The 23,232-nt window shown below is 43.6% G+C and carries 25 protein-coding genes and 1 other annotated feature; of the genes, 1 reads left to right on the top strand and 24 read right to left on the bottom strand.

Features of this window, described 5'->3' with window-relative positions; genetic code table 11:
- Nucleotides 1-3: 3 nt before the first annotated feature.
- The 23 genes from ACTNBR_RS04395 to ACTNBR_RS04285 all read right to left on the bottom strand — a co-directional run bounded on the left by ACTNBR_RS04395 (nt 4) and on the right by ACTNBR_RS04285 (nt 22,474).
- Nucleotides 4-2,652: a valine--tRNA ligase gene (locus ACTNBR_RS04395; protein ID WP_441016677.1), complete on the bottom strand. Its 2,649-nt coding sequence runs from the start codon at nt 2,650-2,652 to the stop codon at nt 4-6.
- An 80-nt stretch (nt 2,653-2,732) separates the two neighbouring features.
- Nucleotides 2,733-2,965 (bottom strand) — a binding site (T-box leader).
- Between the two features lie 110 nt (nt 2,966-3,075).
- Nucleotides 3,076-4,314 carry a DUF1015 domain-containing protein gene (locus tag ACTNBR_RS04390; RefSeq protein WP_441016680.1) on the bottom strand — a complete coding sequence of 413 codons (1,239 nt, stop codon included), beginning with the start codon at nt 4,312-4,314 and terminating at the stop codon, nt 3,076-3,078.
- Between the two features lie 76 nt (nt 4,315-4,390).
- Complete coding sequence (locus ACTNBR_RS04385; protein ID WP_427806258.1) at nt 4,391-4,516, bottom strand: hypothetical protein; 126 nt, start codon at nt 4,514-4,516, stop codon at nt 4,391-4,393.
- A 201-nt stretch (nt 4,517-4,717) separates the two neighbouring features.
- Nucleotides 4,718-5,989 carry a phosphoribosylamine--glycine ligase gene (gene purD / locus ACTNBR_RS04380; protein WP_441016683.1) on the bottom strand — a complete coding sequence of 424 codons (1,272 nt, stop codon included), beginning with the start codon at nt 5,987-5,989 and terminating at the stop codon, nt 4,718-4,720.
- A 10-nt stretch (nt 5,990-5,999) separates the two neighbouring features.
- On the bottom strand, nt 6,000-6,626 hold the full coding sequence (purN, locus tag ACTNBR_RS04375) for a phosphoribosylglycinamide formyltransferase (protein WP_441016686.1): 627 nt from the start codon (nt 6,624-6,626) through the stop codon (nt 6,000-6,002).
- A complete protein-coding gene (gene purM / locus ACTNBR_RS04370) occupies nt 6,620-7,645 on the bottom strand; it encodes a phosphoribosylformylglycinamidine cyclo-ligase (RefSeq protein ID WP_427806255.1) in 1,026 nt (341 codons plus the stop codon). The genes purN and purM overlap by 7 nt, the downstream gene beginning before the upstream one ends.
- 25 nt (nt 7,646-7,670) lie before the next feature.
- Nucleotides 7,671-8,183, bottom strand: a complete 513-nt coding sequence (gene purE, locus ACTNBR_RS04365; RefSeq protein ID WP_427806254.1) for a 5-(carboxyamino)imidazole ribonucleotide mutase — start codon at nt 8,181-8,183, stop codon at nt 7,671-7,673.
- Nucleotides 8,184-8,301: 118 nt separating this feature from the next.
- Nucleotides 8,302-10,344 carry an aminopeptidase gene (locus tag ACTNBR_RS04360; RefSeq protein WP_427818992.1) on the bottom strand — a complete coding sequence of 681 codons (2,043 nt, stop codon included), beginning with the start codon at nt 10,342-10,344 and terminating at the stop codon, nt 8,302-8,304.
- Nucleotides 10,341-10,718 carry a DUF6142 family protein gene (locus tag ACTNBR_RS04355; protein ID WP_427806253.1) on the bottom strand — a complete coding sequence of 126 codons (378 nt, stop codon included), beginning with the start codon at nt 10,716-10,718 and terminating at the stop codon, nt 10,341-10,343. The genes ACTNBR_RS04360 and ACTNBR_RS04355 overlap by 4 nt, the downstream gene beginning before the upstream one ends.
- Nucleotides 10,669-11,166, bottom strand: a complete 498-nt coding sequence (locus tag ACTNBR_RS04350; protein WP_427806252.1) for a VanZ family protein — start codon at nt 11,164-11,166, stop codon at nt 10,669-10,671. The genes ACTNBR_RS04355 and ACTNBR_RS04350 overlap by 50 nt, the downstream gene beginning before the upstream one ends.
- A 15-nt stretch (nt 11,167-11,181) precedes the next feature.
- The gene (locus tag ACTNBR_RS04345; RefSeq protein WP_427806251.1) at nt 11,182-11,334 is read right to left on the bottom strand and encodes a hypothetical protein; all 153 of its coding nucleotides are present in this window, start codon (nt 11,332-11,334) and stop codon (nt 11,182-11,184) included.
- Nucleotides 11,335-11,346: 12 nt separating this feature from the next.
- Entirely contained in the window at nt 11,347-12,027 is a 681-nt protein-coding gene (gene pyrE, locus ACTNBR_RS04340; protein WP_427806250.1) for an orotate phosphoribosyltransferase, read from the bottom strand.
- Between the two features lie 37 nt (nt 12,028-12,064).
- On the bottom strand, nt 12,065-12,967 hold the full coding sequence (locus ACTNBR_RS04335) for a dihydroorotate dehydrogenase (protein ID WP_441016704.1): 903 nt from the start codon (nt 12,965-12,967) through the stop codon (nt 12,065-12,067).
- 11 nt (nt 12,968-12,978) lie between these two features.
- A complete protein-coding gene (locus ACTNBR_RS04330; RefSeq protein ID WP_427806249.1) occupies nt 12,979-13,761 on the bottom strand; it encodes a dihydroorotate dehydrogenase electron transfer subunit in 783 nt (260 codons plus the stop codon).
- A gap of 115 nt (nt 13,762-13,876) precedes the next feature.
- On the bottom strand, nt 13,877-14,803 hold the full coding sequence (pyrF, locus tag ACTNBR_RS04325) for an orotidine-5'-phosphate decarboxylase (protein ID WP_441016689.1): 927 nt from the start codon (nt 14,801-14,803) through the stop codon (nt 13,877-13,879).
- 30 nt (nt 14,804-14,833) lie between these two features.
- The gene (locus ACTNBR_RS04320; protein WP_441016692.1) at nt 14,834-16,111 is read right to left on the bottom strand and encodes a dihydroorotase; all 1,278 of its coding nucleotides are present in this window, start codon (nt 16,109-16,111) and stop codon (nt 14,834-14,836) included.
- 108 nt (nt 16,112-16,219) lie between these two features.
- On the bottom strand, nt 16,220-17,419 hold the full coding sequence (locus tag ACTNBR_RS04315) for a S41 family peptidase (RefSeq protein ID WP_441016695.1): 1,200 nt from the start codon (nt 17,417-17,419) through the stop codon (nt 16,220-16,222).
- A gap of 33 nt (nt 17,420-17,452) precedes the next feature.
- Complete coding sequence (locus tag ACTNBR_RS04310) at nt 17,453-18,571, bottom strand: murein hydrolase activator EnvC family protein (protein WP_427806245.1); 1,119 nt, start codon at nt 18,569-18,571, stop codon at nt 17,453-17,455.
- A 28-nt stretch (nt 18,572-18,599) separates the two neighbouring features.
- Nucleotides 18,600-19,511: a permease-like cell division protein FtsX gene (ftsX, locus tag ACTNBR_RS04305; protein ID WP_427818858.1), complete on the bottom strand. Its 912-nt coding sequence runs from the start codon at nt 19,509-19,511 to the stop codon at nt 18,600-18,602.
- A complete protein-coding gene (gene ftsE, locus ACTNBR_RS04300; protein WP_427806243.1) occupies nt 19,501-20,187 on the bottom strand; it encodes a cell division ATP-binding protein FtsE in 687 nt (228 codons plus the stop codon). The genes ftsX and ftsE overlap by 11 nt, the downstream gene beginning before the upstream one ends.
- 16 nt (nt 20,188-20,203) lie before the next feature.
- Nucleotides 20,204-21,292: a PucR family transcriptional regulator gene (locus ACTNBR_RS04295; RefSeq protein WP_427806242.1), complete on the bottom strand. Its 1,089-nt coding sequence runs from the start codon at nt 21,290-21,292 to the stop codon at nt 20,204-20,206.
- A 159-nt stretch (nt 21,293-21,451) separates the two neighbouring features.
- Nucleotides 21,452-22,150 carry a WecB/TagA/CpsF family glycosyltransferase gene (locus tag ACTNBR_RS04290; protein WP_427806241.1) on the bottom strand — a complete coding sequence of 233 codons (699 nt, stop codon included), beginning with the start codon at nt 22,148-22,150 and terminating at the stop codon, nt 21,452-21,454.
- Nucleotides 22,151-22,276: 126 nt separating this feature from the next.
- On the bottom strand, nt 22,277-22,474 hold the full coding sequence (locus ACTNBR_RS04285; protein ID WP_427806240.1) for a small, acid-soluble spore protein, alpha/beta type: 198 nt from the start codon (nt 22,472-22,474) through the stop codon (nt 22,277-22,279).
- A 113-nt stretch (nt 22,475-22,587) separates the two neighbouring features.
- Here ACTNBR_RS04285 and ACTNBR_RS04280 point away from each other — a divergent pair, with 113 nt between their 5' ends.
- A complete protein-coding gene (locus ACTNBR_RS04280) occupies nt 22,588-22,806 on the top strand; it encodes a DUF3343 domain-containing protein (protein WP_441016698.1) in 219 nt (72 codons plus the stop codon).
- A 100-nt stretch (nt 22,807-22,906) separates the two neighbouring features.
- Here ACTNBR_RS04280 and ACTNBR_RS04275 read toward each other — a convergent pair whose 3' ends face one another.
- Nucleotides 22,907-23,098, bottom strand: coding sequence for a PspC domain-containing protein (locus ACTNBR_RS04275; protein WP_427806238.1), 192 nt, complete (start codon nt 23,096-23,098; stop codon nt 22,907-22,909).
- Between the last annotated feature and the right edge of the window lie 134 nt (nt 23,099-23,232).

Here is a 23,232-nt window from a genome sequence, read left to right as displayed (position 1 = left end):
CTTTTATTTTTTCAGACCTGCAAGACGTTCTTTTACCTGCTCAAGCATCTGTGTATATTTTTCAAGCTTCGCCTTTTCCTCATCAACCTTTGCCTGAGGTGCTTTGCTGACAAATTTTTCATTGTTCAGCATTCCGTTTGCGCGGGCAATTTCTTTGTTCAGTCTTGCCTCTTCTTTTGTAAGACGCTCAATTTCCTGCTCAAAATCGATCAGTTCTTCCAGCGGAACATAAACCACTGCATCCGGCACTACGATCGACACCGCATCATCTGCAATACCTGCTTTATCAGCCTGAATATCCAATTCGCTCGCACTCATAAGCGGACATGCCGAAGTGATCAGCTGCGTAAGTCCTTCCCTGAGTTCAGCACTTTCACATACGACAAACACTTTCGCTTTGCGGCTAGGCGGAACATTCATCTCTGCACGTGCATTTCTTACACCGCGGATGACTTCCTTCATGTGATCGGTAACCTTCTCTGCTTCCGGGAAGTTCCACTCATCAATATAGCTCGGCCAGGAAGACATCATCAAAGATTCCTCTTCCGGAACCAGTGCTCCATAAATCTCCTCCGTTACAAACGGCATAAATGGATGCAGCATCTTCAGTGCATTTCCAAGAACCGTTTTCAGAGTCCAGAGTGCTGCATTTGCACTCTTATAGTTCTCATCAGAATGATAGATTCTGTATTTTACAAGTTCGATATACCAATCACAGAATTCATCCCAGATGAAATCATATACTTTCTGTACTGCGATACCAAGTTCGAATTTGTCCATATTGTCAGTCACATCTTTTGCAAGTGTATTCACCTTGGACAAAATCCATTTATCCGTCATGGTCAGATCCCTGTCATCCGGTTTGGAGATCACTTTGTCTTCCATATTCATCAGGATGAACCGTGATGCATTCCAGACTTTATTTGCAAAATTCCGGCTGGATTCCACACGTTCATTGTAGAAACGCATATCATTTCCCGGTGCATTTCCGGTTACCAGTGTAAGACGCAATGCATCGGCGCCGTACTCGTCGATAATTTCCAGCGGATCGATTCCGTTTCCAAGTGATTTACTCATCTTACGTCCCTGAGAGTCACGTACCAGTCCATGGATCAGTACGGTATGGAACGGTGCCTTTCCGGTATGCTCGTATCCGGAGAATACCATACGGATTACCCAGAAGAAAATGATATCGTATCCGGTTACCAGTACATCTGTCGGATAGAAGTAATCCAGATCCTCTGTCTTATCCGGCCAGCCGAGTGTGGAGAATGGCCACAGTGCAGAACTGAACCATGTGTCCAGTGTATCTTCATCCTGTGTAAAATGTTTGCATCCACAATGCGGGCAAACCTCCGGCATCTCTCTTGCGACTACAAACTCACCGCATTCATCACAGTAGTAAGCCGGGATTCTGTGCCCCCACCAGATCTGACGGGAAATACACCAGTCACGGATATTTTCCAGCCAGTGCAGGTAAATCTTATTGAAACGCTCCGGGGCAAACTTCAGTTCTCCCTTTTGAATTGCTTCGATAGCCGGCTTTGCCAGTTCGTCCATCTTAACAAACCACTGTGGTTTGATCAGCGGTTCTACCGTTGTTCCGCATCGGTCATGAGTTCCTACATTATGTGTATGTTCTTCAATTTTAACCAGATATCCCTGTTCTTCCAGATCTGCTACGATAGCCTTTCTTGCCTCATAACGATCCATGCCGGAATATTTTCCATAGCCTTCTACGATCGTTGCATCGTCATTCATGATATTGATCTCCGGAAGGTTATGACGTTTTCCTACTTCAAAGTCGTTCGGATCGTGAGCCGGTGTGATCTTAACCGCTCCTGTTCCAAATTCTTTATCCACATAAGAATCGGCAACAATCGGTATTTCTCTTCCAACCAGTGGAAGCAGTACCATCTTGCCTACAATATCTGTATATCTCTCATCATCCGGATGTACCGCAATCGCCGTATCACCAAGCATCGTCTCCGGACGCGTTGTAGCGATCTCAAGGAACCGGTCTGTTCCGATGATCGGATACTTGATATGCCAGAAATGTCCTGCCTGTTCTTCGTGTTCTACTTCTGCGTCTGAAAGACAGGTCTTACATACCGGACACCAGTTGACGATGCGTGAGCCTTTGTAAATATATCCTTTTTCATATAAGCGGATGAATACTTCTTCTACTGCTTTGGAACATCCTTCGTCCATGGTGAAACGTTCTCTGTCCCAGTCACAGGATACACCGAGCTTTTCAAGCTGTCTCTCGATGGTTCCGGCATATTCTTCCTTCCACTGCCAGGTCCTCTTAAGGAATCCTTCTCTTCCCAGCTCTTTCTTATCAATTCCTTCTGCTTTGAGTTGATTCGTAACCTTTACTTCTGTCGAAATCGCCGCATGGTCTGTTCCCGGAATCCAGAGTGCATTGTAGCCCTGCATTCTTTTGTAACGGATCAGGATGTCCTGAAGCGTATTGTCAAGCGCATGTCCCATGTGCAGCTTTCCTGTGATATTCGGTGGCGGCATCACCGTTGTAAACGGCTTCCTGTCTCTGTCCACCTCTGCGTGGAAGTACTTTTTCTCACACCACTTTTTGTAAAGCTTCGGTTCAATTTCTTTCGGATTATATGTTTTCTCCAAATTCTTACTCATTGCTTCCTCCTCAAATTTCATTCACTTTCTGTGTGTTCATAAAGGTTCCGCCAAGAATGTAAAAACGCCCTCTACAAAACGTAAAGGGCGTAGTAATCACGCGGTACCACCTTTGTTATATGAAGTCTCTCTAATACTTCATATATCTCATAGTTCTGTAACGGAAACCACCCCGTGATATCCTACTCGCCCGTTCAGATATCCGGCTCAAAAGCTACCTTCTGTATCCGTTTCCCGTGAACCACCTTTCAGCCAGTGAATGGTCCTCTCTTTCCGGCCCTAAATACATACTCCTCTTTCTCTCTGCCTTTCTCATAACTATTGATTATAATAGTATTCAATCCCCGGTTTGTCAAGAATGGAAAATCAAGATTCATAAAAGATTCATAAAATCTTTAGAATCTAGTGTGCTGGGGCAGTGCACTAAAACTCATGAATAAAGATTCCGCTTCTTAGTTTTGGTTCAAACCATGTGGATTTTGGCGGCATCAGTCTCCCTTCATCCGCCACTTCAAGAAGTTCCCGCATAGAAGTCGGGAACATGGCAAATGCCACTGCATTTTCCTCCCCATCCACAATATTCATCAGTTCCTTAAGGCCGCGGATTCCTCCGACAAACTGGATCCTTGTATCGGTCTTCGGATCCTGGATTCCCATAACCGGTGAAAGAATGTGATCCTGAAGAATAGAAACATCCAAACCTCTCACGGCATCTTCCGGGCAAATTTTCGGTTTTGCCTTAAGAAGGTACCATCCTTCTTCTAGATACATGGCAATTTCACCTTTCTGCCGCGGCCGGATTTCTTCTTTCCCTGTGTACTCAACCCAAAACCCGCTCTTAAGAAGCTCCGGAAGATTTCCAATAATCTCACTTGGAACCTGATGCACCACTCTGTTATAATCCAGAATCCTTAGTTCTGCCTCATCAAAAAGAACCGCCAGAAAATAATTAAATTCTTCTTTTCCGGTGTATTCCGGATTTTCCTTTCTTCTCTTAAGCGCCACCTTTACAGCAGACGCTGCCCGATGATGTCCATCTGCGATATAAAGACTACCCAGTTCACCGAATCGTCTGCAGATATCCAGGTTCCATTCTTCCTCTTCTTTTTTCCAGACACGATGCCTGATTCCATCATCACTCACGAAATCATACACCGGCATCCGTGATACCGCCTCCGTAATCTTTTCTCTGATTCCTTCATTGGAACGATAAGCCAGAAAAATGGGCCCCGTATGTGCACTGCAGATATCGACGTGCCGAATCCGGTCAATTTCTTTGTCCTCTCTGGTATTCTCATGTTTTTTTATAACCTGATTCAGATAATCATCTACGGATGCACAACACACCAGTCCTCTCTGGCTCCTGCCATCCATGGTAAGTTCATAAAGATAGAGACAGGGATTCTCATCCTGAACAAACTGCCCCTCTGCCTTCATTTCCCGAAGTGTATCACGGGCTCTTTCGTATACCTGTTCCGAATACATATCCGTCCCTTCCGGAAACTGCGTCTCCGCACGGTCTATTTTCAAAAAAGACAATGGATTATTCTCCACGATTTTTCTCGCCTCTCTGCTGCTGTATACATCATACGGGAGTGCTGCAATCTGCGCGACAACCTCCGGCGCCGGACGGACTCCTCTGAACGGTCTGATCTCTGCCATGTTCTTCACCCTCTTCTATCACATTTGGTAAATTTATGTCCAGTTTACTCTCTTTGTACTGATTTAGCAATAGAAATTATCTCCGTTTCAACTCCACACAGAAATCTTTTACGTCTTCCTTAAGATATTGTAGCAAATCTTCAGAATCTCCATACTGTTCTTTCACCAGAATTCTCAGATACCCTTCTATGACCCTTTCCAAGTTCTCCGGCTCCGGTATATTCTCTCCCTTTTTAATGATTTCATTTGGTTCATTGTCTGCCGATTATACCTCAGTACAGGACATTTTACCAGTCTTGAAATTTTGGTCATTTTATAGTAATATAAATGCAGAAAGAGGAAAGATTTTCGATAATTCATTCAAAATCTTTCCTCTTTTTTATACTATTTTATACTATTTCATCTATGCTTCATCAATCGCTTTTCCGATGTCATGGCGCATATATTTATTATCAAATTTTACCCATTCGGTCGCCGCATATGCATTTGCACGTGCCTCTTTCAAAGTTGCACCCTTAGCTGTCACACCAAGCACACGGCCGCCGTTCGTCACGATCTGATCTCCGTTAAACTTGGTTCCCGCATGGAAGCAGTAATATCCTTCATGCTTCTTGAATTCTTCCAGTCCCGTGATCGGAAGTCCCTTTTCGTATGCGAGCGGATAACCGTCTGAAGCTAATACAACACAGACTGCTGCGTTGTCTTCAAATTCCAGATTAATCTGATCCAGCGTTCCGTCGATACAGGCTTCAATGACCTCGATCAGATCATTCTTCATTCTCGGAAGAACAACCTGTGCTTCCGGATCTCCGAATCTTGCGTTGTACTCCAGAACTTTCGGTCCGTCCTGTGTCAGCATCAGTCCGAAGAAAATGATTCCCTTGAATTCTCTTCCTTCTGCCGCCATAGCGTCTACCGTTTTCTGGTAAACATATTTCTGACAGAATTCATCTACTTCTTCCGTGTAGAACGGGCTTGGAGAGAATGTTCCCATTCCTCCGGTGTTCAGTCCCTGATCGCCGTCCTTTGCACGCTTGTGATCCTGTGCACTTGTCATCGTCTTGATCGTCTTGCCGTCAACAAATGAGAGAACAGACACCTCACGTCCGGTCATAAATTCTTCAACAACCATCGTATTACCTGAGGCACCGAACTTTTTGTCAAGCATGATTTCTTTGACACCGTCTTTCGCCTCTTCCAGCGTGTTGCAGATCAGCACGCCTTTACCGAGTGCAAGTCCGTCGGCCTTCAGCACGATCGGGAATTTCGCTGTTTCCAGATAAGCAAGCGCTTTTTCCGGGTCATCAAAGTTTTCATACGCTGCTGTCGGGATATCATATTTTTTCATCAGATCTTTAGAGAACGCCTTGCTTCCTTCCAGAATCGCCGCGTTTTTTCTTGGCCCGAATGCACGGATGCCTGCGGCTTCAAACTCGTCTACCAGACCGCCTACCAACGGATCATCCATTCCCACGATTGCAAGATCGATCGCATTTTCCTTTGCAAATGCTGTCAGTTTCTCGAATTCCATTGCCCCGATCGGAACACATTCTGCAAATTCTGCAATTCCTGCATTTCCCGGTGCACAATAAATTTTATCTACTTTGCTGCTCTTTGCCACACAATACGCGATAGCGTGCTCTCTTCCGCCGCCGCCAACAATTAATACCTTCATAAGTCCCTCCTTACTGTGTGATAGATACCTTTCCATCCACAATCTGAACCTTACCATTTGCAATCAGATTAATAGCCTGCGGAAGGATCTTCCATTCCGCCTGCTCCATTACACGTCTCTGCAGAATTTCCGGCGTGTCGCCCTCCTCAACATATACTGCTTTCTGCAAAATGATGGGCCCGGTATCTGTTCCTTCATCCACAAAATGTACTGTGGCACCTACCACTTTTACGCCTCTTTTAAGCGCCGCCTCATGAACTTTCAGCCCGTAAAATCCGGTTCCGCAAAATGACGGAATCAGTGACGGATGAATATTGATGATACGATTCCGGTATTCCCGGATCATCATCTCCGGAATCACAACCAGGAATCCGGCAAGTACGATCAAATCTGCCTTCAGTTCATTGACCTTGTCCAAAAATACTCTGTTAAATTCATCTCTTGTCTCAAAATCCTTCGGAGAAATGCACTGTGCCGGGATTCCATGTCTCCCGGCCCTTTCCAGTGCAAACGCATTCTTATTGTTACTGATTACTCCGACGATCTGTGTATTCGTGATCGTCCCGTTTTCCACCGCATCAATAATCGCCTGCAGATTTGTTCCGCCTCCGGATACAAGAACTGCAACTCTTAGCATACGGTTACTCCTTTTTCTCCTGCCTCTACATATCCTACCACATATGGTTCTTCTCCGGCTTCCTTCATTGCCTTCATAGCTGCATCCACGTCTTTTTCATCTACCGCTACAATCATTCCAAGACCCATATTGAACGTATTGTACATTGCTCTTTCTTCAATATCACCGTCTTCTGCAAGCATACGGAAGATCGGTGGAATCGGGTAGCTGTCTTTCTTCACTACTGCGTGAGTACCTTCGATCAGCATACGCGGAATGTTCTCATAGAATCCGCCGCCGGTAATATGGCTGCAGGCTTTGATCTTAACACCCGCTTCCTTCACCATACGAAGTGCTTTTACATAAATCTTGGTCGGTGCAAGAAGTGCATCTCCAAGCGTTGTTCCCAGACATTCATATTCTGCGTTCAGGACTTCCGGCTTCATGCTGAATACTTTTCTTACAAGAGAGAAACCGTTACTATGTACTCCTGACGAAGCCATACCGATCAGAACATCGCCCGGCTTCAGATCTTTTCCGGTGATCAGGTCCTTCTCATCAACGATTCCGACTGCAAATCCGGCAAGATCGTACTCATCTACCGGATAGAATCCCGGCATCTCAGCGGTCTCTCCACCGATCAGGGCACATCCGGACTGTTTACATCCTTCTGCCACACCGCTTACGATCGTAGCAATCTTTTCAGGTTCATTCTTTCCACATGCGATATAATCCAGGAAAAATAACGGTTCTCCACCTGCACATGCAATGTCATTTACACACATCGCAACACAATCAATTCCGATGGTATCATGTCGATCCAGAAGGAACGCCAGCTTCAGCTTGGTTCCAACACCGTCTGTACCGGAAACGAGGGTCGGTTTTTCCATATTTTTAAATTTTTCAAGAGAAAATGCACCTGAGAATCCTCCGATTCCTCCAAGAACTTCTTCTCTCATCGTCTGCTGAATATGTTTCTTCATAAGCTCCACTGATTTATAACCAGCTTCGATATCTACACCCGCATTCTTATAGTCCATCTCAAATCCTCCATTAACTGTTTTTCTACATCTGTTTTAAGTATTCTTTATGTCCGAGCTTTTCCAGTTTTTCTGCTTTCTTCTGCACCGTTTCTTTCATCTCAGCAGTATAGTCTTTCAACTTCTGAAGCAGTTCCGGATTCGATGTTGCCAGAATCTTAGCTGCAAGAATTGCTGCATTCGCTCCGCCATCTATTGCCACCGTAGCAACCGGAATTCCCGGCGGCATCTGAACGATAGAATACAGTGCATCCATCCCCTCAAGATTCTTTCCTGACATCGGGACCCCAATAACCGGCATTGGGAAAATTGCCGCGCACATTCCCGGAAGATGCGCTGCCATACCTGCACCGGCAATAATGACCTTAAAGTCCTTTGCCTCCGCAGACTTTGCGTATTCATAGAACACGTCCGGTTCACGGTGTGCAGAAATAATTGTCATCTCATACTCGATTCCAAATTTCTCCAGCATGTCCGCAGCTTTGCTCATAACCTTCATGTCAGAGTCACTGCCCATTACAATTCCTACTTTTGGCATAATAGTCTCCTTTTCTTATTTATAAGTATTTTAATAAATATCTCTTTATTTATTAGCTATTTTACTAACACTTCTTTCCTCTGTCAACTCAAAAAAGAATCTCAGATACAGAAATCTCCTATTTATCCAAAGGTTCATTCAGAATTTCCGTCCCCGGAAGCGTAAAACGTCCATTCTCGATCAATACAATTTCTTTTCCTTCACAAGTAAATACACTGATTTTTCCCAGTTCCTCATATGGAATGGTAATATCCGTATGACACTGGAAATATGCTTGTTCCGGGTTTTCTTTCCGGCATGCACTCACACTGTTCTCTTTGGCGATGATCTCCTTGCCGTTTGGATTATATACCACGTTATCCTCCGCCCAGCTGTAGCAGGTATCCCCCACCGCAAAATGCGGTCCCATCTTTTCGGCGATCAGAATCGGAAGCTTATCCGCTATGTCATACTTTTTCGCCGCCATATATGCAGTTGTATTCGTACCGATTGCGAACTCACCCAATGGAAGTGATTCATGATTGTGCATAATATTATCACAAATATACTTTTTATTCTCTTCCTCAGATTCAAAGTTACTACAAGTATATTCTGTCGTTTTTCCTTCTTTAAAATGAATTTCCAAATCCCGGTACTGCAGTTCGTTCAGATAAACCTTACTTACATATAAGACGCCTTCCGTTCCTTCAAGCATTGGGGAAGTAAACACTTCGCCGACCGGAATATTCACATCCGCGACACAATTCTCAAAAATGGTTTCCTTCTCCGGATTCTTAAGTCTGCAAAGGCTCACCTTCAAATCAGTCTTATTGGCTCCTTTTCCCAAAATTCTAACATATTCTCCCTGATCCAGCGCATCGATCAGCGTCTGCTGCACCTTTTCATATACATTTGCATCCAGTGTATTGATCCGGATGACTTCATCAAAAATTTCCGGATAGTTATTCCCAATTTCCGGAAGTGGCCAGGAAATGATCGTAAAACTTCTCTCCTCACCTTTGATGTATTGATTGGTAATCTGACCTGCACGAGAATTCATTATAAGAAGTAACTCTTCCTGCTTTTTCGAGAAAGTAACCGCTTCCGGTTTGGTCACCGGTGCAAACGGTTTTTCGCCAAATACTTCCATGACCGCAGGACCTGCAAAACTCCCCGCCAGCTCTTTATTTTTCTCCAAAACAGTCCGCATCACTTCCAGCTTTCTTTCCATGAATTGTTTATCCAGGACCAGCCCCAGATCATCTTTATGATCATAATCGTACTGCTTATTCGGAATTCCTCCATAGAATCCATTCTTTCCCAGACGCGGACGCGTAATCACGCTGGATGCAGCTCTGTAAATGGTCGGCTTCAATCCCATTTTTTCAAAATTTTGAATAGCCTTGCGTACAACTCGTTCAAATCCCAATACATACCGAATATTGACAACAGATTTCTTTGACAAATCTTTACCCGTATTGATGAATCCTACACGAAATCCCTCTGTATAGGTATCCGCCATCTTATCAATGGTCTCCTGTGGAAGACTATTCAGATATTCTGCCGTCTTTAATTCATTTTCACTCACATATTCTCCAAACCGGTACAGGTATCTGAGGTCTGTCAGATCCGACTCCATAATACGCTTTACTGCAAAATCATATGCCTCAGGATCGATCTGCTCAACCACTCTGTCCGCTGCATAGACATCACAATAATCACTGGCATACCAGTAAAAAATCTCCTTCAGACTTTCAGGCGAAGGAGTCTCTTCTTCTTCAAATTTATTGTAAATTTCAATGAATAATTCGTTTCCTATAACGATATAATCATATCGTTCCTCATACACATATCCGATATCTCCACGAAGTTCCGTATAAAGTGCACTTAAAAAAGCACCGAGTTCTTCTCCGAGTTCTCTCACGGCATATTCCGGATTTGCGTAGGATGTCTCATAATTCTGGGGCAGCACATCATAGTAAAGCATTTGCATCTCTTCTTCCAGACGTTCCTTCGTCATACTCGCTCTCGCTGAAGTATGTCTGCTGTCTTTGATATCATGAATCCTTAGCAAGAATTCCGCCACATGTCGAAAATAAGATTGATACGGTTCTTTTACCGTATTTTCTTCGGTAATTTTCATAATTCGTTCCAATGTCAGATAGTATCTTTCTTCCACTATATAAGCCCCCTTACAAACACCAGGATAAGACAGAACAATATAAATCCATTGATTCCTATGCCTATTTTACAGCTTAGATAATTCTTATCCCGCTCACGAAACCCTTTTACTCCAATACTCAGCCCCACTCCTGCAAGAATCATATCAAAAAGCCCGAAGCTGCCGATCATCGCCACCGAGTTTCCTTTATGTATAAAAGCGGTCAGGATCAATGCGACAAAAATCCCCGCAACAACAACCGCTATCATACAGGACAACAGGCCTTTCCTGGAATGTCTGAGTTTCGCCTGTCCATATTTCCGGTTTCCCCTTTTTTTTCTCTCTTTATCTCTTTCCCTTTCTCGCGCCTGCTCTTTTTCTCTCCCGATTCGCATCATGCCATCTCCTTATCGTGTTGCAAATTACAAATATAATGTATCCGAGCACACCGCCGATCGTATTGAGCAGCAGATCATCCACATCAAAGCTCCCCACCCGGGAAACAAACTGAAAAGCTTCCACAAGGAAGCTCAGTCCAAAACTATAGAACAGCGTCAGAAAGAGACTTCGGTACCTGCTTGCCATCGGCATAAAAAATCCAAACGGTACAAAAATCAGTACATTGCCAAACAGATTCGCATATGCGATCCAACCAAGCCGGTCCCGGTGATACCAAAATCTATTGATTTCCTGAAACAGAACCAGATTATAATGATATTCTCTCATTTCTCCGGTTCGTCCATACCAGTCCGAAAAGATCAAAAAATACAATAGAAATCCTATATATAACACAAATAAGATCTTTCCGAGTATCCGAAATCGCTTCCTTTTTTTTGCTTTCAATTCAAAGCATCCTTCCTAAAACGTCAAACCTCTTTTTGCCTTGAACAGATTCGCCCCACTGATGATCATGACTACTCCGGCCACAACACCGACAACAATCATTACGATTCCCACTGCAAGACTCGCTGCTCCGGTATATCCCATTACTTTATATGCTTTCTCAGTCATCGGATTTCCTCCTTATTTTGCACCATACTGTTCATAGTATGCATCGATTGCCGCTTTCAATGTATCGTCGATTACAACCTGTCCATTCACTTCTTTATTATAAAGACATTCTACGACTTCTGCCATTGTAACAATTGCTGATGTATCAAATCCATACAGATCCTTTACTTCTTCCAGCGCGCATTTTACACCGCCCTTTCCAACTTCCATTCGGTCCAGAGATACAATCAGGCCAACGATCTCGACCTCAGCGGCGTTCCTTACCTTCGGAACGGTCTCTTCCATTGATTTTCCGGATGTAGTAACATCCTCGATCATGATCACACGATCTCCATCCTTCAGTTTACTTCCAAGGAAACTTCCTTTGTCAGCACCATGATCCTTTTCTTCTTTTCTGTCTGAACAATAACGCACTTCTTTTCCGTACAATTCACTGTAAGCAACTGCTGTTACAACACTGAGTGGAATTCCTTTGTACGCCGGTCCGAACAGCACGTCGAAATCATCTCCATATTTGTTATGAATTGCTTTTGCATAATATTCTCCGAGCCTTTTCAGCTGGGATCCGGTCACATATGCACCTGCATTCATGAAGAATGGTGATTTTCTTCCGCTTTTCAATGTAAATTCTCCAAATTTTAAGACCTGGCTTTCCACCATAAATTCAATAAACTCTTTCTTATACTGTTCCATAATCCATTCATCCTCCAAATTGATCACTGTTCTGTCTCTATTTCACAATTCCTACCATATCTTTCACATTTGCAAAACCATATTTCTTCATATATGCTTCAATTCCATCCACGATTTCCATCGTTACTGCCGGATTGTGGAAGTTTGCAGTTCCTACCGAGACAGCGCTTGCCCCGGCAAGTATCATTTCAATGGCATCCTTTGCACTTGCGATCCCTCCCATACCGATGACCGGTACCCGTACCGCATTTGCTGCCTGATACACCATTCGTACTGCAATCGGATGGATTGCCGGGCCAGACACTCCTCCGGTTTTATTTGCCAAAACAAATTGTCTGCGGTCAATGTCGATCTTCATTCCTGTCAGAGTGTTGATCAGAGAAATGGCATCCGCCCCTCCAGCTTCAACCGCTTTTGCCATTTCAGAAATATCAGTCACATTTGGGCTCAACTTCATGATTACCGGTTGTTTTGCATATTTTTTCACTTCTTTTGTAATATTCTCAGCCGCTTTCGGGTTCTGTCCGAATGCGATTCCACCTTCTTTCACATTCGGACAGGAAATATTGATCTCCAGCATATCCACTTCTTCCTCTGCAAGACGTTCTACAACTTCACAATAATCCTCTGTTGATTTTCCGCAGACATTTACAATAATTCTGGTATCATATTTTTTCAAAAATGGAATGTCTCTTTTACAAAACAAATCAATCCCGGGATTCTGAAGTCCCACGGCATTCATCATTCCTCCACAGGTCTCCACCACTCTCGGCGTAGGATTCCCCGCCCATGGAATATTTGCCACACCTTTTGTAGTAACTGCCCCCAGTCGGTTCAAATCCACAAATTCTTCAAATTCAGCTCCGGACCCAAAAGTACCCGATGCTACTGTTACCGGATTCTTCCATTCTACGCCAGCTATATTTACACTCATGTTTATTTCTGTACTCATCAGATTTCCACCTCCGTAGATAAGAACACCGGTCCATCTTTACAGATTCGCTTGTTATTTACATTACTGTGATGATCCTTTTCTTTGGACTTGCAGACGCAGGCCAGACATGCACCAATTCCGCATGCCATTCTCTCTTCCAGGGAAATGTAGCATTCGATTCCGTGTTCCTCCGCAAAAGCCTTGATTGCCCGCAACATCGGAGTCGGTCCGCACGCATAAATAATATCTGCGGTAAGTCCGTTCTCCCGGATTGCATCCATGACATTGCCTTTGGTTCCCACGCTTCCGTCTTCTGTCGAAATATATACGTTACCGTTCTGTTCGAATTCTTCCCGAAGGAATGTATGCTCATCTCGGTAGCCGACCACGATCTGTCTGTCGGCATCTAACTGCTTTGCCAATTCCAAAATCGGCGGCACACCGATTCCGCCTCCCATAAGAAATGCCGTTTTCCCTTTTCCTCTGTCCAGCGGGAAACCATTGCCCAGCGGTCCGATAACAGGAACCGTATCGCCCGCTTTCATTTCTGAAAACTGTTTTGTCCCCGTATCTTCACCTGTTACACGGTAAACCACGCGAAGCTCACCTTTTTCCCGATCAATCTCACAGATACTGATCGGTCTCGGCAGCAGCTTGCTTCCATCATTCGTGTACATGGAAATGAACTGCCCCGGGCATGCCGTCTTCGCCGCTTCAGTCTGAAGCCACATGCTGAAAATGCCATCCGCAATCTGCTCCTGTGAAGATATGACTGCGCTTTCTTTTTTTCTGTCTGCCATCTTTATGCTATCTCCTGATTCTGATTTCTCTATTTTTTCGCTCACAGCTGTTTTTCCTGCTCTTGGATCCTTTACAGCAAAGCCTCGTAAAGTCTCCACTCTCCCCGGTTCCATTTTACCGCTGCTCAATGCTCTCACGAATGTCTAAAGCCATGGCTTCTACCGCAGCACGGGCAGCATCACCAAAATTCTCCGCTCCGTATTTTGCGTATGTCTCCTGTTTGTAAGCTGCGATAATTCCTCGTGATGAGTTTACGATTGCACCCAATCCATCCTCATTGAAGAAATGCACCAGATCTTTTCCTTTTCCCCCCTGTGCTCCGTATCCCGGAACCAGGATATAAGATTTCGGCATGATCTTACGAAGGACTTTTCCCATCTCCGGATAGGTTGCTCCAACAACCGCTCCAATGTAGCTGTATTCGTCTCCCATATGGTCAGCACCCCATTCAGCCACTTTTTCTCCAACCAGTTCATAGAGCGGACGTCCGTCTATCAGACGATCCTGAAATTCTCCGCTGGACGGGTTTGATGTTTTTACCAGAATGAAAAGGCCTTTCTTCTCTTCTTTACATACCTCAATAAAAGGCTTTACGCCATCTGATCCAAGATAGGGATTCACCGTTGCAAAATCTTCATCGAACGGCACATATGTCTTGCTTCCCACCTGCACTTTACCAAGATGCCCTACTGCATATGCTGCAGATGTAGAACCAATGTCGCCTCTCTTAATATCACCGATTACGACAAGTCCTTTCGACTTGCAGTAATCTACGGTCTTTTTGAATGCTTCAAGCCCCGGAATGCCAAACTGCTCATACATAGCGATCTGTGGCTTCACAGCAGGAATCAGATCATATGTCTTATCAATGATTTCTTTGTTAAACTGCCAGATTGCCTCACCAGCGCCTTCCAGCGTCTCACCAAACTCTGCAAATGCTTTCTTCTGTACATGTTCCGGCACATAATTCAGCATAGGGTCAAGCCCTACCACAATCGGTGCTCCTGTTTTTTTAATGTTTTCTACTAATTTGTTAATCATAATAGTCTTCTCCTCATATTTCTCATGTATTTATCTTTGATAAACAATCTTTCCATCTACAATTGTACAGGCAACCTCACCTTTTACCGGATATCCATTAAAAGGAGTATTTTTCCCTTTCGAAGCAAATTTTTCTACATCAATCCGATATTCCTTCTCGGGGTCGAAGATAACCAGATCCGCGATTTTTCCTTCAGATACAGAACCTTTGTCATTTAAGCCGAGAATCTTTGCCGGATTATAGCTCATCTTTTCCGCCATCTGCATGACAGTAAGGATTCCCGGTTCCACCAGCTCTGTATAGGTAAGTGCCGCACTCGTCTCAAGTCCTACAATTCCAAATGCCGCCTTTGCCATGGAGCGATTCTTTTCTTCTGCGGAATGTGGCGCATGATCGGTAGCAATCACATCCATAGTTCCATCTGCAAGACCTCTTTTCAGCGCCTCTACATCCTCTCTTGCCCTTAGTGGAGGATTCATTTTATAATTTCCATCATCTCCCCGGATATCATCTGTACACAAAGTAAAATGGTGTGGGCACACCTCTCCGGTTACCGGAAGGCCTTCCGCCTTCGCTAGTCGGATCATCTCCACGCTGTCTTGAGTCGAGCAGTGACACAAATGGAGTCTCACACCAGTTTCTTTTGCAAGAAGTATATCTCTTGCCACGATGACATCCTCCACTGAATTTGTAATTCCCGGAAGTCCCAGTTCTTTCGCCTTCGCATCCGCATTCATCACACCACCTTCTACCATTGTGATGTCTTCACAATGTGCGAAGATGGATATTCCTTCTTCTTTTGCAATCTTCATGGCTTTCCGGTATAGCGATGCATTCATAACCGACTTGCCGTCTTCACTGATGGCATGACATCCTGCTTCTGCCATTCCTCTTATGTCAGCAAGTTCCTCACCCAGCTGACCTTTGGTGATTGCACCAAGCTGAATAACGTGAACCGGGCTCTCATGTGCCGCCCGTTCATGCAGCTCCTCTATCATCTGACTCGTATCCGTAACCGGTCTTGTATTCGGCATTGCACAGATCGTCGTTACTCCGCCTCTTGCCGCTGCCATCCCTCCCGTTTCCAGAGTTTCCTTGTAGGTAAGTCCCGGATCCCTCAGGTGTACATGCAAATCAATAAATCCCGGCATGACATACATACCTTTGGCATCAAGCACTGTATCCGCATCATCCCGAACTGAATCAGCCACTTTGATAATACGGTCGTTCTCTATCAGAACATCCTGTACGGCGTTCAGATCGTTTTCCGGATTCACAACATGTCCATTTTTAATGAGTAATTTCATAGTTTCTAATCCTTTCTGCACATCCCGTTATCATAAACATTCTATCATAGACAACCTTAAAAGGGAATGCCGATTTTGGCATTCCCTTCATATTTTCTTCATTCTACATCACTGATCAAGCTTTTTCCGAATCTCCTCCAGCGCCGCTTCAAGCTGATTATCAGCATCCGGATTCGTTTCATCATACTGATACTCCACTTCAATATCAGGTTCAATTCCCTTTTTATGTATGTTTCTTCCATTTGGAGTATAGTACTCCATCGTTGTCATTGTAACACTGCTTCCGTCACTGATTGGGAAAACGCTCTGTACGATCCCTTTTCCGAAAGTCTTCTTCCCTACGATTGTACCAATTCCATAATCCTGAATGGCACCGGCAAAAATTTCCGACGCACTTGCACTGTTCTGATCAGCCAGAACACAAAGTGGCTTTGTAAACTGATGTTCTTCATCCGAATACTGCGTTTTCTCATTTCCCTCTTTGTCTTTGGTATATACAATCTTTCCTTCCGGCAAAAGCTGATCCAGTATCTCACATACAACATCCAGAAGCCCACCCGGATTGTTACGGACATCCACAATGAGTCCCTTCATATTCTGCCCTTCCAGTTCGTCAAATGCCGTCTGAAACTGTTCATACGTCACTTTATTAAATTCGGTGATCCGGATATATCCGATTTCCTCTTCCTTCATCTCATACTGCACTGTCTGCGACTGGATTTTTTCTCTTGTGATGTCCATTTCCACTTTTTCTTTCTTCTCACCCCGGAGCACAACAATGTTCACCACCGTGTTTTCTTCTCCTCTCACAAGAGAAACCACTTCATCCAGATTCATATCCGTTACATCCACTCCGTCAACCTCATACAAAATATCACCGACCCGGACACCCGCTTTGCCGGCCGGCGTGTCCTCGTATACATGCACTGCTGTTATGAGCTTTGTTTCCGTATTTTGGCTGAAAAGAACGCCAATACCATAGAATTCTCCATCAACATCGCTATAATATTTTTCCGTCTCCTCCGCATCGCGGTAAATCGTATAAGGATCTCCCAATGCTTCGATATATCCGGCATACGCCCCCTCTTCCAGGGTTTCCTGATCCACTTCATCTGAGTAGAGGAATTTTTCTTCAATGAGTTGATCCAGTAATTTGATCTTACTTTTTCCGTTTGCCACATTCTGCTCCGCCTTGCTTACCGGCAGATAATTCTTTGCAGTCATTCCGATCATGACCACTAATAACACAGCAAGGGCACCACAAAGTGTGCCCTTCCAAAATTCTTTTTTATTTGAGTTTTCTTCCATATTCTTCCTATTTCCACTTGTCTATGTATTTGTTTACAAGTATAGCAGCGGATCTACCGGGGTACCGTTTACATGTACTTCAAAATGAAGATGCGGCCCTGTAACAATACCGGTCGCTCCCACAGCTGCGATATTCTGTCCACGGGACACCTTATCTCCCACACTCACATACAAAGCGCTGCAGTGCTGATACCATGTCTGCATCCCATTACCATGATTGATTACAACATAATAACCTCGTGCACTGTTATACTGAGCAGTAATAACCGTACCACTGTCCGCTGCATAGATTGGTGTACCGGTGCTTGCGCCATAATCGATACCATCGTGTCTGCTCGTCGCACCTGCAGTCGGCGCCACTCTGTAACCAAACCCACTGGTAATATAAGCTCCGGGAACCGGATGAGAAAGCTTCCCATTGCCGGTAATCACAATCTGACTGTTACCGTTATTCGGCTGATATACATTGCTTTGATTCTGCTGCTTTCTTCTCTCTTCCGCTGCTTTCGCTTCAGCGATCAGTTTCTTCAATTCATCTGCGTTTGCACTGATTTCAGAAGATAAGTTGTCAATCTGAATATTCTTTTCATCCAGAAGCGCCTGCATCTCTGTCTGTTCGTTCTGAAGCTGATCTCTGAGCGTTTCAAGCTGCGCATACTCCTCTTTCAGCGCTTCTTCTTTCTTCTCAATATCTTCCCGGATTTTCTGGAACTCCTTCAGCATATTTCTGTCATATTCCGTCACCTGCTGAATATACTCAATCTTATTCAGAAGCTCCGACATACTCTTTGAGGTGACGAGGATCTCGATCAGCTCTGTATTATTGTTCTCATACATATATTTGATGCGAAGCTTCATACTCTCATACTGATCATTCTCTTTTGCTTTCGCCTCAACCAGATCCGTCTCCGCAACATTGATTTCCTGTTCTTTATCAGATAGATCCTGCTGCGTCTTCTGCATTTTTTCCATAATAGAATCAAGCTCTTGCGACAGCTCAGCCTGTTCCTGTTCCGCTTTCTTCTTCTCTTCTTCAAGAGCTTCCTGCTTTTTCTTCGCATCTGCGACCTCATCAGCCCGCACAGGCTGTACCATTCCCAGGCACAGAACTCCGGCCAGAAGTAAGCTTAGTAACCTTTTCTTCTTTATCATATTCGTCCCCTTAATCCTCTATACACGATTACACATGTAAATGTTTCCTGATTGTAAAGAAACTTCCCATGAAACCAATTCCGATTCCTAACGCCAGTCCCACGGGCAAAAGTGTCTTATATACTTGTGCAACCGGAAGAAAATCCAGTATATTCTTGAGTAGTTCAAACTTCATAAGGACGTAATTAATCGCCTTATCATACAGGAAATACAACATTGCCAGTGGGATTGCCGCTCCTACCAGTCCGATCAGTACACCTTCAAAAATAAATGGTGCACGTACAAAACTGTCTTTCGCACCGATATATTTCATAATTGCGATTTCTTCTCGCCGCACGGTGATACCCATTGTAACCGTATTGCTGATCAGGAATACAGACACTGCAAGCAAAATGGCAATGATCGCTGCAGATACCCAATAGATCAGACGGTTAATGCTGTTCAAAGTATTTGCAACCAGATCCGATTTGTTGACTTTCCGCACACCCGGAAGTGATTTTGCGAATTCAACCACTTCTTTCTGTGAAGCCACATCATCCATAAAAACTTCATAACTGTCTGAAGTTGCAAGCGGGTTATCATTCTTGAATCCCTCTGCCGCCTCCTGTGCATCTTCACCGAAATAGTCGTCTTTAAAAGATTCCCATGCATCATCGGCTGATATATAATTTACTTTGCTGACATCATCTCTGGCCAATAGCTCCGTTTTAATATCAGCAATCTGTTCTTCCGTCGCATCTTCTTCAAAGAAAATTGTGATTGCCACACCTTCTTCTGCTTTGTGTACGATATACTGAAAGTTCATTACGATTGCAAAAAAGAGGCCGAACACAAAAATACAAGCCGACATGGTAGCAATAGATGCCAGAGAGAACATCTTATTTCTTCCGATATTTTTGACTCCCTGCTTCACCGAATATCCAATTGTACTAATTCTCATTTCTATACCCACCTTTTCGTTCGTCGCTGACAATGACCCCCTTTTTCATTGTAATAACGCGCTTTTTCATCTCGTTCACAATTTCCTGGTTATGAGTAACTACCAGTACTGTAGTTCCTCTTTCGTTCGCCTCTTCCAACAACTTCATGATTTCCCATGAATTCGTCGGATCAAGGTTACCTGTCGGTTCATCGGCCAACAAAATCGCAGGTTCATTCACAACAGCTCGTGCTATCGCAACTCTTTGCTGTTCTCCTCCGGACAATTCCTTCGGATATGCTTTATATTTCTGTGCAAGTCCTACCAGTGAAAGCGCTGCAGGTACCTTCTTTTTGATGACCCTGCTTGATTTCTCTGTAACTCTCTGCGCAAACGCAATATTTTCGTAAATATTACGGTCTTTCAACAGTCGGAAATCCTGGAACACAACTCCGATTCCTCTTCGGTACTGCGGAATCTGACGATGCTTCATTCGGTTCAGATTCTGCCCGTTTACAATAATCGTTCCTGACGTCGGATCAATCTCCTTCATCAGAAGACGAATCAGAGTGGATTTTCCGGATCCGCTGTCACCTACAATGAATACGAATTCGCCCTGTTCGATCGTCAGATTGATCCCATTCAGCGCGGCAATACCCTTCGAGTATTCTTTCGTAACTTCTTTCAGTTCTATCATATGCTCCTCCTAATTATTAATACTCCAGTGTCTCCATATACTTCATGTATTTGACAACCATAAGTGCGATCTTAAATGTGATTGCATCCTCGAACACACGAAGATCCAGTCCTGTACTCTTCTGAAGTTTATCCAGGCGGTATACCAGAGTATTTCTGTGAATATACAATTGTCTGGATGTCTCGGAAACGTTCAGGCTGTTCTCAAAAAACTTGTTGATTGTCGTAAGAGTTTCCTCATCAAACTCATCCGGAGATTTCCCCTCAAAAATTTCACGGATAAACATCTTGCAGAGCGGAATTGGCAGCTGATAGATCAGTCGTCCGATTCCCAGAGCACTGTAAGCAATCACTTCCTTCTCATCGAAGAAAATCTTTCCCACATCCAAAGCCAGCTTGGCTTCTTTATAAGATTTTGAAACTTCTTTGATGTCATTCACGATCGTCCCATACGCTATGCGGACATTCTCTTCCCCTTCTGACTTGAGAAGATCCAGAATCTCATGCGCTGTCTTGTCCATTTCCGGATAACCGTCATTTGCTCCCAATTCTTTGACAACGATAATGTTTTTTTCATCTACAGCTGTGATAAAATCCCGGCTCTTTCCACCCAGAACAGAACGAAGACTGTCGAGCGCACTGATATCTCTTTCGTGAGAAGTCTCAACTATAAAGATAACACGTTTCACCTCAGTGTCAATATGTAATTTTTTGGCGCGGTTATAAATATCGACCAGAAGAAGGTTATCTAACAACAGATTTTTAATAAAATTATCCTTGTCAAACCGCTCCTTATATGCAACCAGCAGGTTCTGAATCTGGAAAGCAGCAATCTTCCCAACCATATAGACATCTTCACTGCCACCATTGGCAATCAAAATGTATTCAAGCTGATGCTCATCATAAATCTTAAAAAACTGGAAACCTTGTATTACCTGACTTTCCGCAGGAGATTCCACAAAAGAAAGCACTGCGTTTCCATAGTCACCTGGTTCTGTAAAAGTTGTGGCAAGAGTCTTGCCGTCTGTATCCATCACTCCCAAATCTATTCTCGTAATTGCTTTTAAACCTTCAATTGTGTTTTGCAATATCTGATTTGATATCATACTTTCTTCTCCTCCAATTATACATTTTACACAACAGCGTTCCCCCGAAAACATGGAAATGCATATATACTTATACTATACTTTAATACAAATCAACAAAAAAATAAAGAGGAAATCACATTTTTTTATGCATTTCCTCAGTTATTTTTTTATAAATATTTATTTTTCAAGTTGGAAATTGTTACTAACTTTTTTCTTGTCCTTTTCCACTTCACGTTTCAGGATCTTACGTATCAAGAATTCTCTGAACCGCACTCTCCATGTTTCTTTCTGTGTCATAATTCCAGACTCTGTTCCGATTCCCAGCCAGAGCCGAGTATTGAGCAGGTTCTTACACCGCCGGATGAACTCCTCCTGTTTCGGAGAAACCATGCTGGACAACACACAGTCCACCTCCGCACCGTTAATCTGATTTGTAATCAGATCATCTGCACTCTCATCTTCCGGCACACATGCCGTTCCGGCAATCTGAATCCCCGTATATTCACTTTGTAAAAATTGCTCAAGCTTCTGTGTCTCTTCCGGCAAATCTGTCAGTAAAAAAACGCGCGAACGATTTTTATGAAAATAATGGAACACCAGCTTCATAAACACCTGATTATGCGCTTCCTGAAGCTTTTTCTTTTCCGTCACTTCTGCCGCTTCCAGAATCGATTCATCTCCTGCAATCACCAGATCAAGCTGCTCGATATCTTCTTTCAGGCCTTCTGTCTGAGCAGCCTTCATAAGGATATCCACTGTCAAGATTTCAACCGTATTTACAGGTTCTGTGTGCATATATTCCGTGACTGCCTTCATCGCGTCTTTTGCTGTATAATCATCCAACTGCACATTTAACACGTTCATTTTTCCATCCATAAAACTCACCTGTTTTCAAGTTTTCAGTCAAGCGATTATATCAAACCCACTGCATTTTTTCAACCAAAGTAGCAAAATATTCACAGTTATTTCTAATTATTCATATTTCTTAACAATATTGTAAACTTACTCCCCTTCTTTTTTCTTTTTCGACATCAATCCTCCGATTCTACCGGTCTCCTTCGCAGACAGCGATCTCCATCCGTCTTCCAGAACTTTATCCAGAAGTCCTAGTTCTTCGGCAATTTCGTATTTAATCTTTTCTTCTGTCTCCATCCGTTCAATATCTTCACGACATATCTTTTTTTGCTTCTTACCAGCCATCATGATCTCTCCTTTTCATGGAGTATTTCCTTACTTTATCAGATTTATTCTGTCTTTTCACACAAAAATGCTTTATAATAACATTATATCTGATAAGAAATGAGGTCCCACATATGCTGTCACAACAGGAATACTATATACTGACCTTCGAAACCAATGCTGATGTCATGTATGCAGAGAAACGAATCCAAGAACATTTTGCGATTACGATCATGCCAGTGCCCGGAGAATTTCACAGTGGCTGCGGTCTTGCAATTCGTTTTCTGGATCCGGACGAAACCTCCATTCTCACTTTTTGTCGCACGCTCCCCCCTGCATGGAACGTTATATAAAATGCAGACGAGACGCGAAAATGGCAGAAGACCCTTCGAGAAGCTTCTCTCGTTCTGACAGGTCTTCTGCCATAAAACCATTCCGCGATTCTATGATTCTTTACGGCTGTTCCGGAATAATCACTGCTGCTATAAAATATACCAGAAGTCCGGTTCCGCAACTCATACATGCAAGAAGTGCACCTCCAAGCCGGATCAACGTCGGATCAATATTAAAATATTCCGCTATACCTCCGCATACCCCACAGATCATTCTGTTCTCTCTTGACTTGTATAATTTTTTTTGTTCCATTTTTCTTTCTCCTTTCCTTACAAGGTAGTGTCAAAAACTACCTGTTTTTTTGTCCCAAAATTCAATAAAAACCTTGATTTTATGGGAGAATGCAAATAAAAAGAGCATTGACCTCCCTTTTTCTGGTATAATGT

This window comes from Bariatricus sp. HCP28S3_F11 (assembly GCF_052065395.1).
Taxonomy (GTDB): Bacteria; Bacillota; Clostridia; order Lachnospirales; family Lachnospiraceae; genus Allocoprococcus.
Note: the sequence above shows the minus strand (reverse complement) of the source record. Positions and strands in the feature narration are given on the sequence as shown.

Excerpts from the sequence above, each read along its gene's own strand:
- purE (WP_427806254.1), bottom strand. The coding sequence starts at position 8,183 with ATGCCAAAAGTAGGAATTGTAATGGGCAGTGACTCTGACATGAAGGTT.
- purD (WP_441016683.1), bottom strand. The coding sequence starts at position 5,989 with ATGAAGGTATTAATTGTTGGCGGCGGCGGAAGAGAGCACGCTATCGCG.
- purN (WP_441016686.1), bottom strand. The coding sequence starts at position 6,626 with ATGCTAAGAGTTGCAGTTCTTGTATCCGGAGGCGGAACAAATCTGCAG.
- ACTNBR_RS04395 (WP_441016677.1), bottom strand. The coding sequence starts at position 2,652 with ATGAGTAAGAATTTGGAGAAAACATATAATCCGAAAGAAATTGAACCG.
- ACTNBR_RS04345 (WP_427806251.1), bottom strand. The coding sequence starts at position 11,334 with ATGACTGAGAAAGCATATAAAGTAATGGGATATACCGGAGCAGCGAGT.
- ACTNBR_RS04285 (WP_427806240.1), bottom strand. The coding sequence starts at position 22,474 with ATGGCTGGTAAGAAGCAAAAAAAGATATGTCGTGAAGATATTGAACGG.
- ACTNBR_RS04295 (WP_427806242.1), bottom strand. The coding sequence starts at position 21,292 with ATGATATCAAATCAGATATTGCAAAACACAATTGAAGGTTTAAAAGCA.
- ACTNBR_RS04320 (WP_441016692.1), bottom strand. The coding sequence starts at position 16,111 with ATGAAATTACTCATTAAAAATGGACATGTTGTGAATCCGGAAAACGAT.
- ftsE (WP_427806243.1), bottom strand. The coding sequence starts at position 20,187 with ATGATAGAACTGAAAGAAGTTACGAAAGAATACTCGAAGGGTATTGCC.
- ACTNBR_RS04315 (WP_441016695.1), bottom strand. The coding sequence starts at position 17,419 with ATGGAAGAAAACTCAAATAAAAAAGAATTTTGGAAGGGCACACTTTGT.
- purM (WP_427806255.1), bottom strand. The coding sequence starts at position 7,645 with ATGGACTATAAGAATGCGGGTGTAGATATCGAAGCTGGTTATAAATCA.
- pyrF (WP_441016689.1), bottom strand. The coding sequence starts at position 14,803 with ATGATTAACAAATTAGTAGAAAACATTAAAAAAACAGGAGCACCGATT.
- ACTNBR_RS04310 (WP_427806245.1), bottom strand. The coding sequence starts at position 18,571 with ATGATAAAGAAGAAAAGGTTACTAAGCTTACTTCTGGCCGGAGTTCTG.
- ACTNBR_RS04275 (WP_427806238.1), bottom strand. The coding sequence starts at position 23,098 with ATGGAACAAAAAAAATTATACAAGTCAAGAGAGAACAGAATGATCTGT.
- ACTNBR_RS04390 (WP_441016680.1), bottom strand. The coding sequence starts at position 4,314 with ATGGCAGAGATCAGACCGTTCAGAGGAGTCCGTCCGGCGCCGGAGGTT.
- ftsX (WP_427818858.1), bottom strand. The coding sequence starts at position 19,511 with ATGAGAATTAGTACAATTGGATATTCGGTGAAGCAGGGAGTCAAAAAT.
- ACTNBR_RS04330 (WP_427806249.1), bottom strand. The coding sequence starts at position 13,761 with ATGGCAGACAGAAAAAAAGAAAGCGCAGTCATATCTTCACAGGAGCAG.
- pyrE (WP_427806250.1), bottom strand. The coding sequence starts at position 12,027 with ATGGAACAGTATAAGAAAGAGTTTATTGAATTTATGGTGGAAAGCCAG.
- ACTNBR_RS04290 (WP_427806241.1), bottom strand. The coding sequence starts at position 22,150 with ATGGATGGAAAAATGAACGTGTTAAATGTGCAGTTGGATGATTATACA.
- ACTNBR_RS04280 (WP_441016698.1), top strand. The coding sequence starts at position 22,588 with ATGCTGTCACAACAGGAATACTATATACTGACCTTCGAAACCAATGCT.
- ACTNBR_RS04355 (WP_427806253.1), bottom strand. The coding sequence starts at position 10,718 with ATGCGAATCGGGAGAGAAAAAGAGCAGGCGCGAGAAAGGGAAAGAGAT.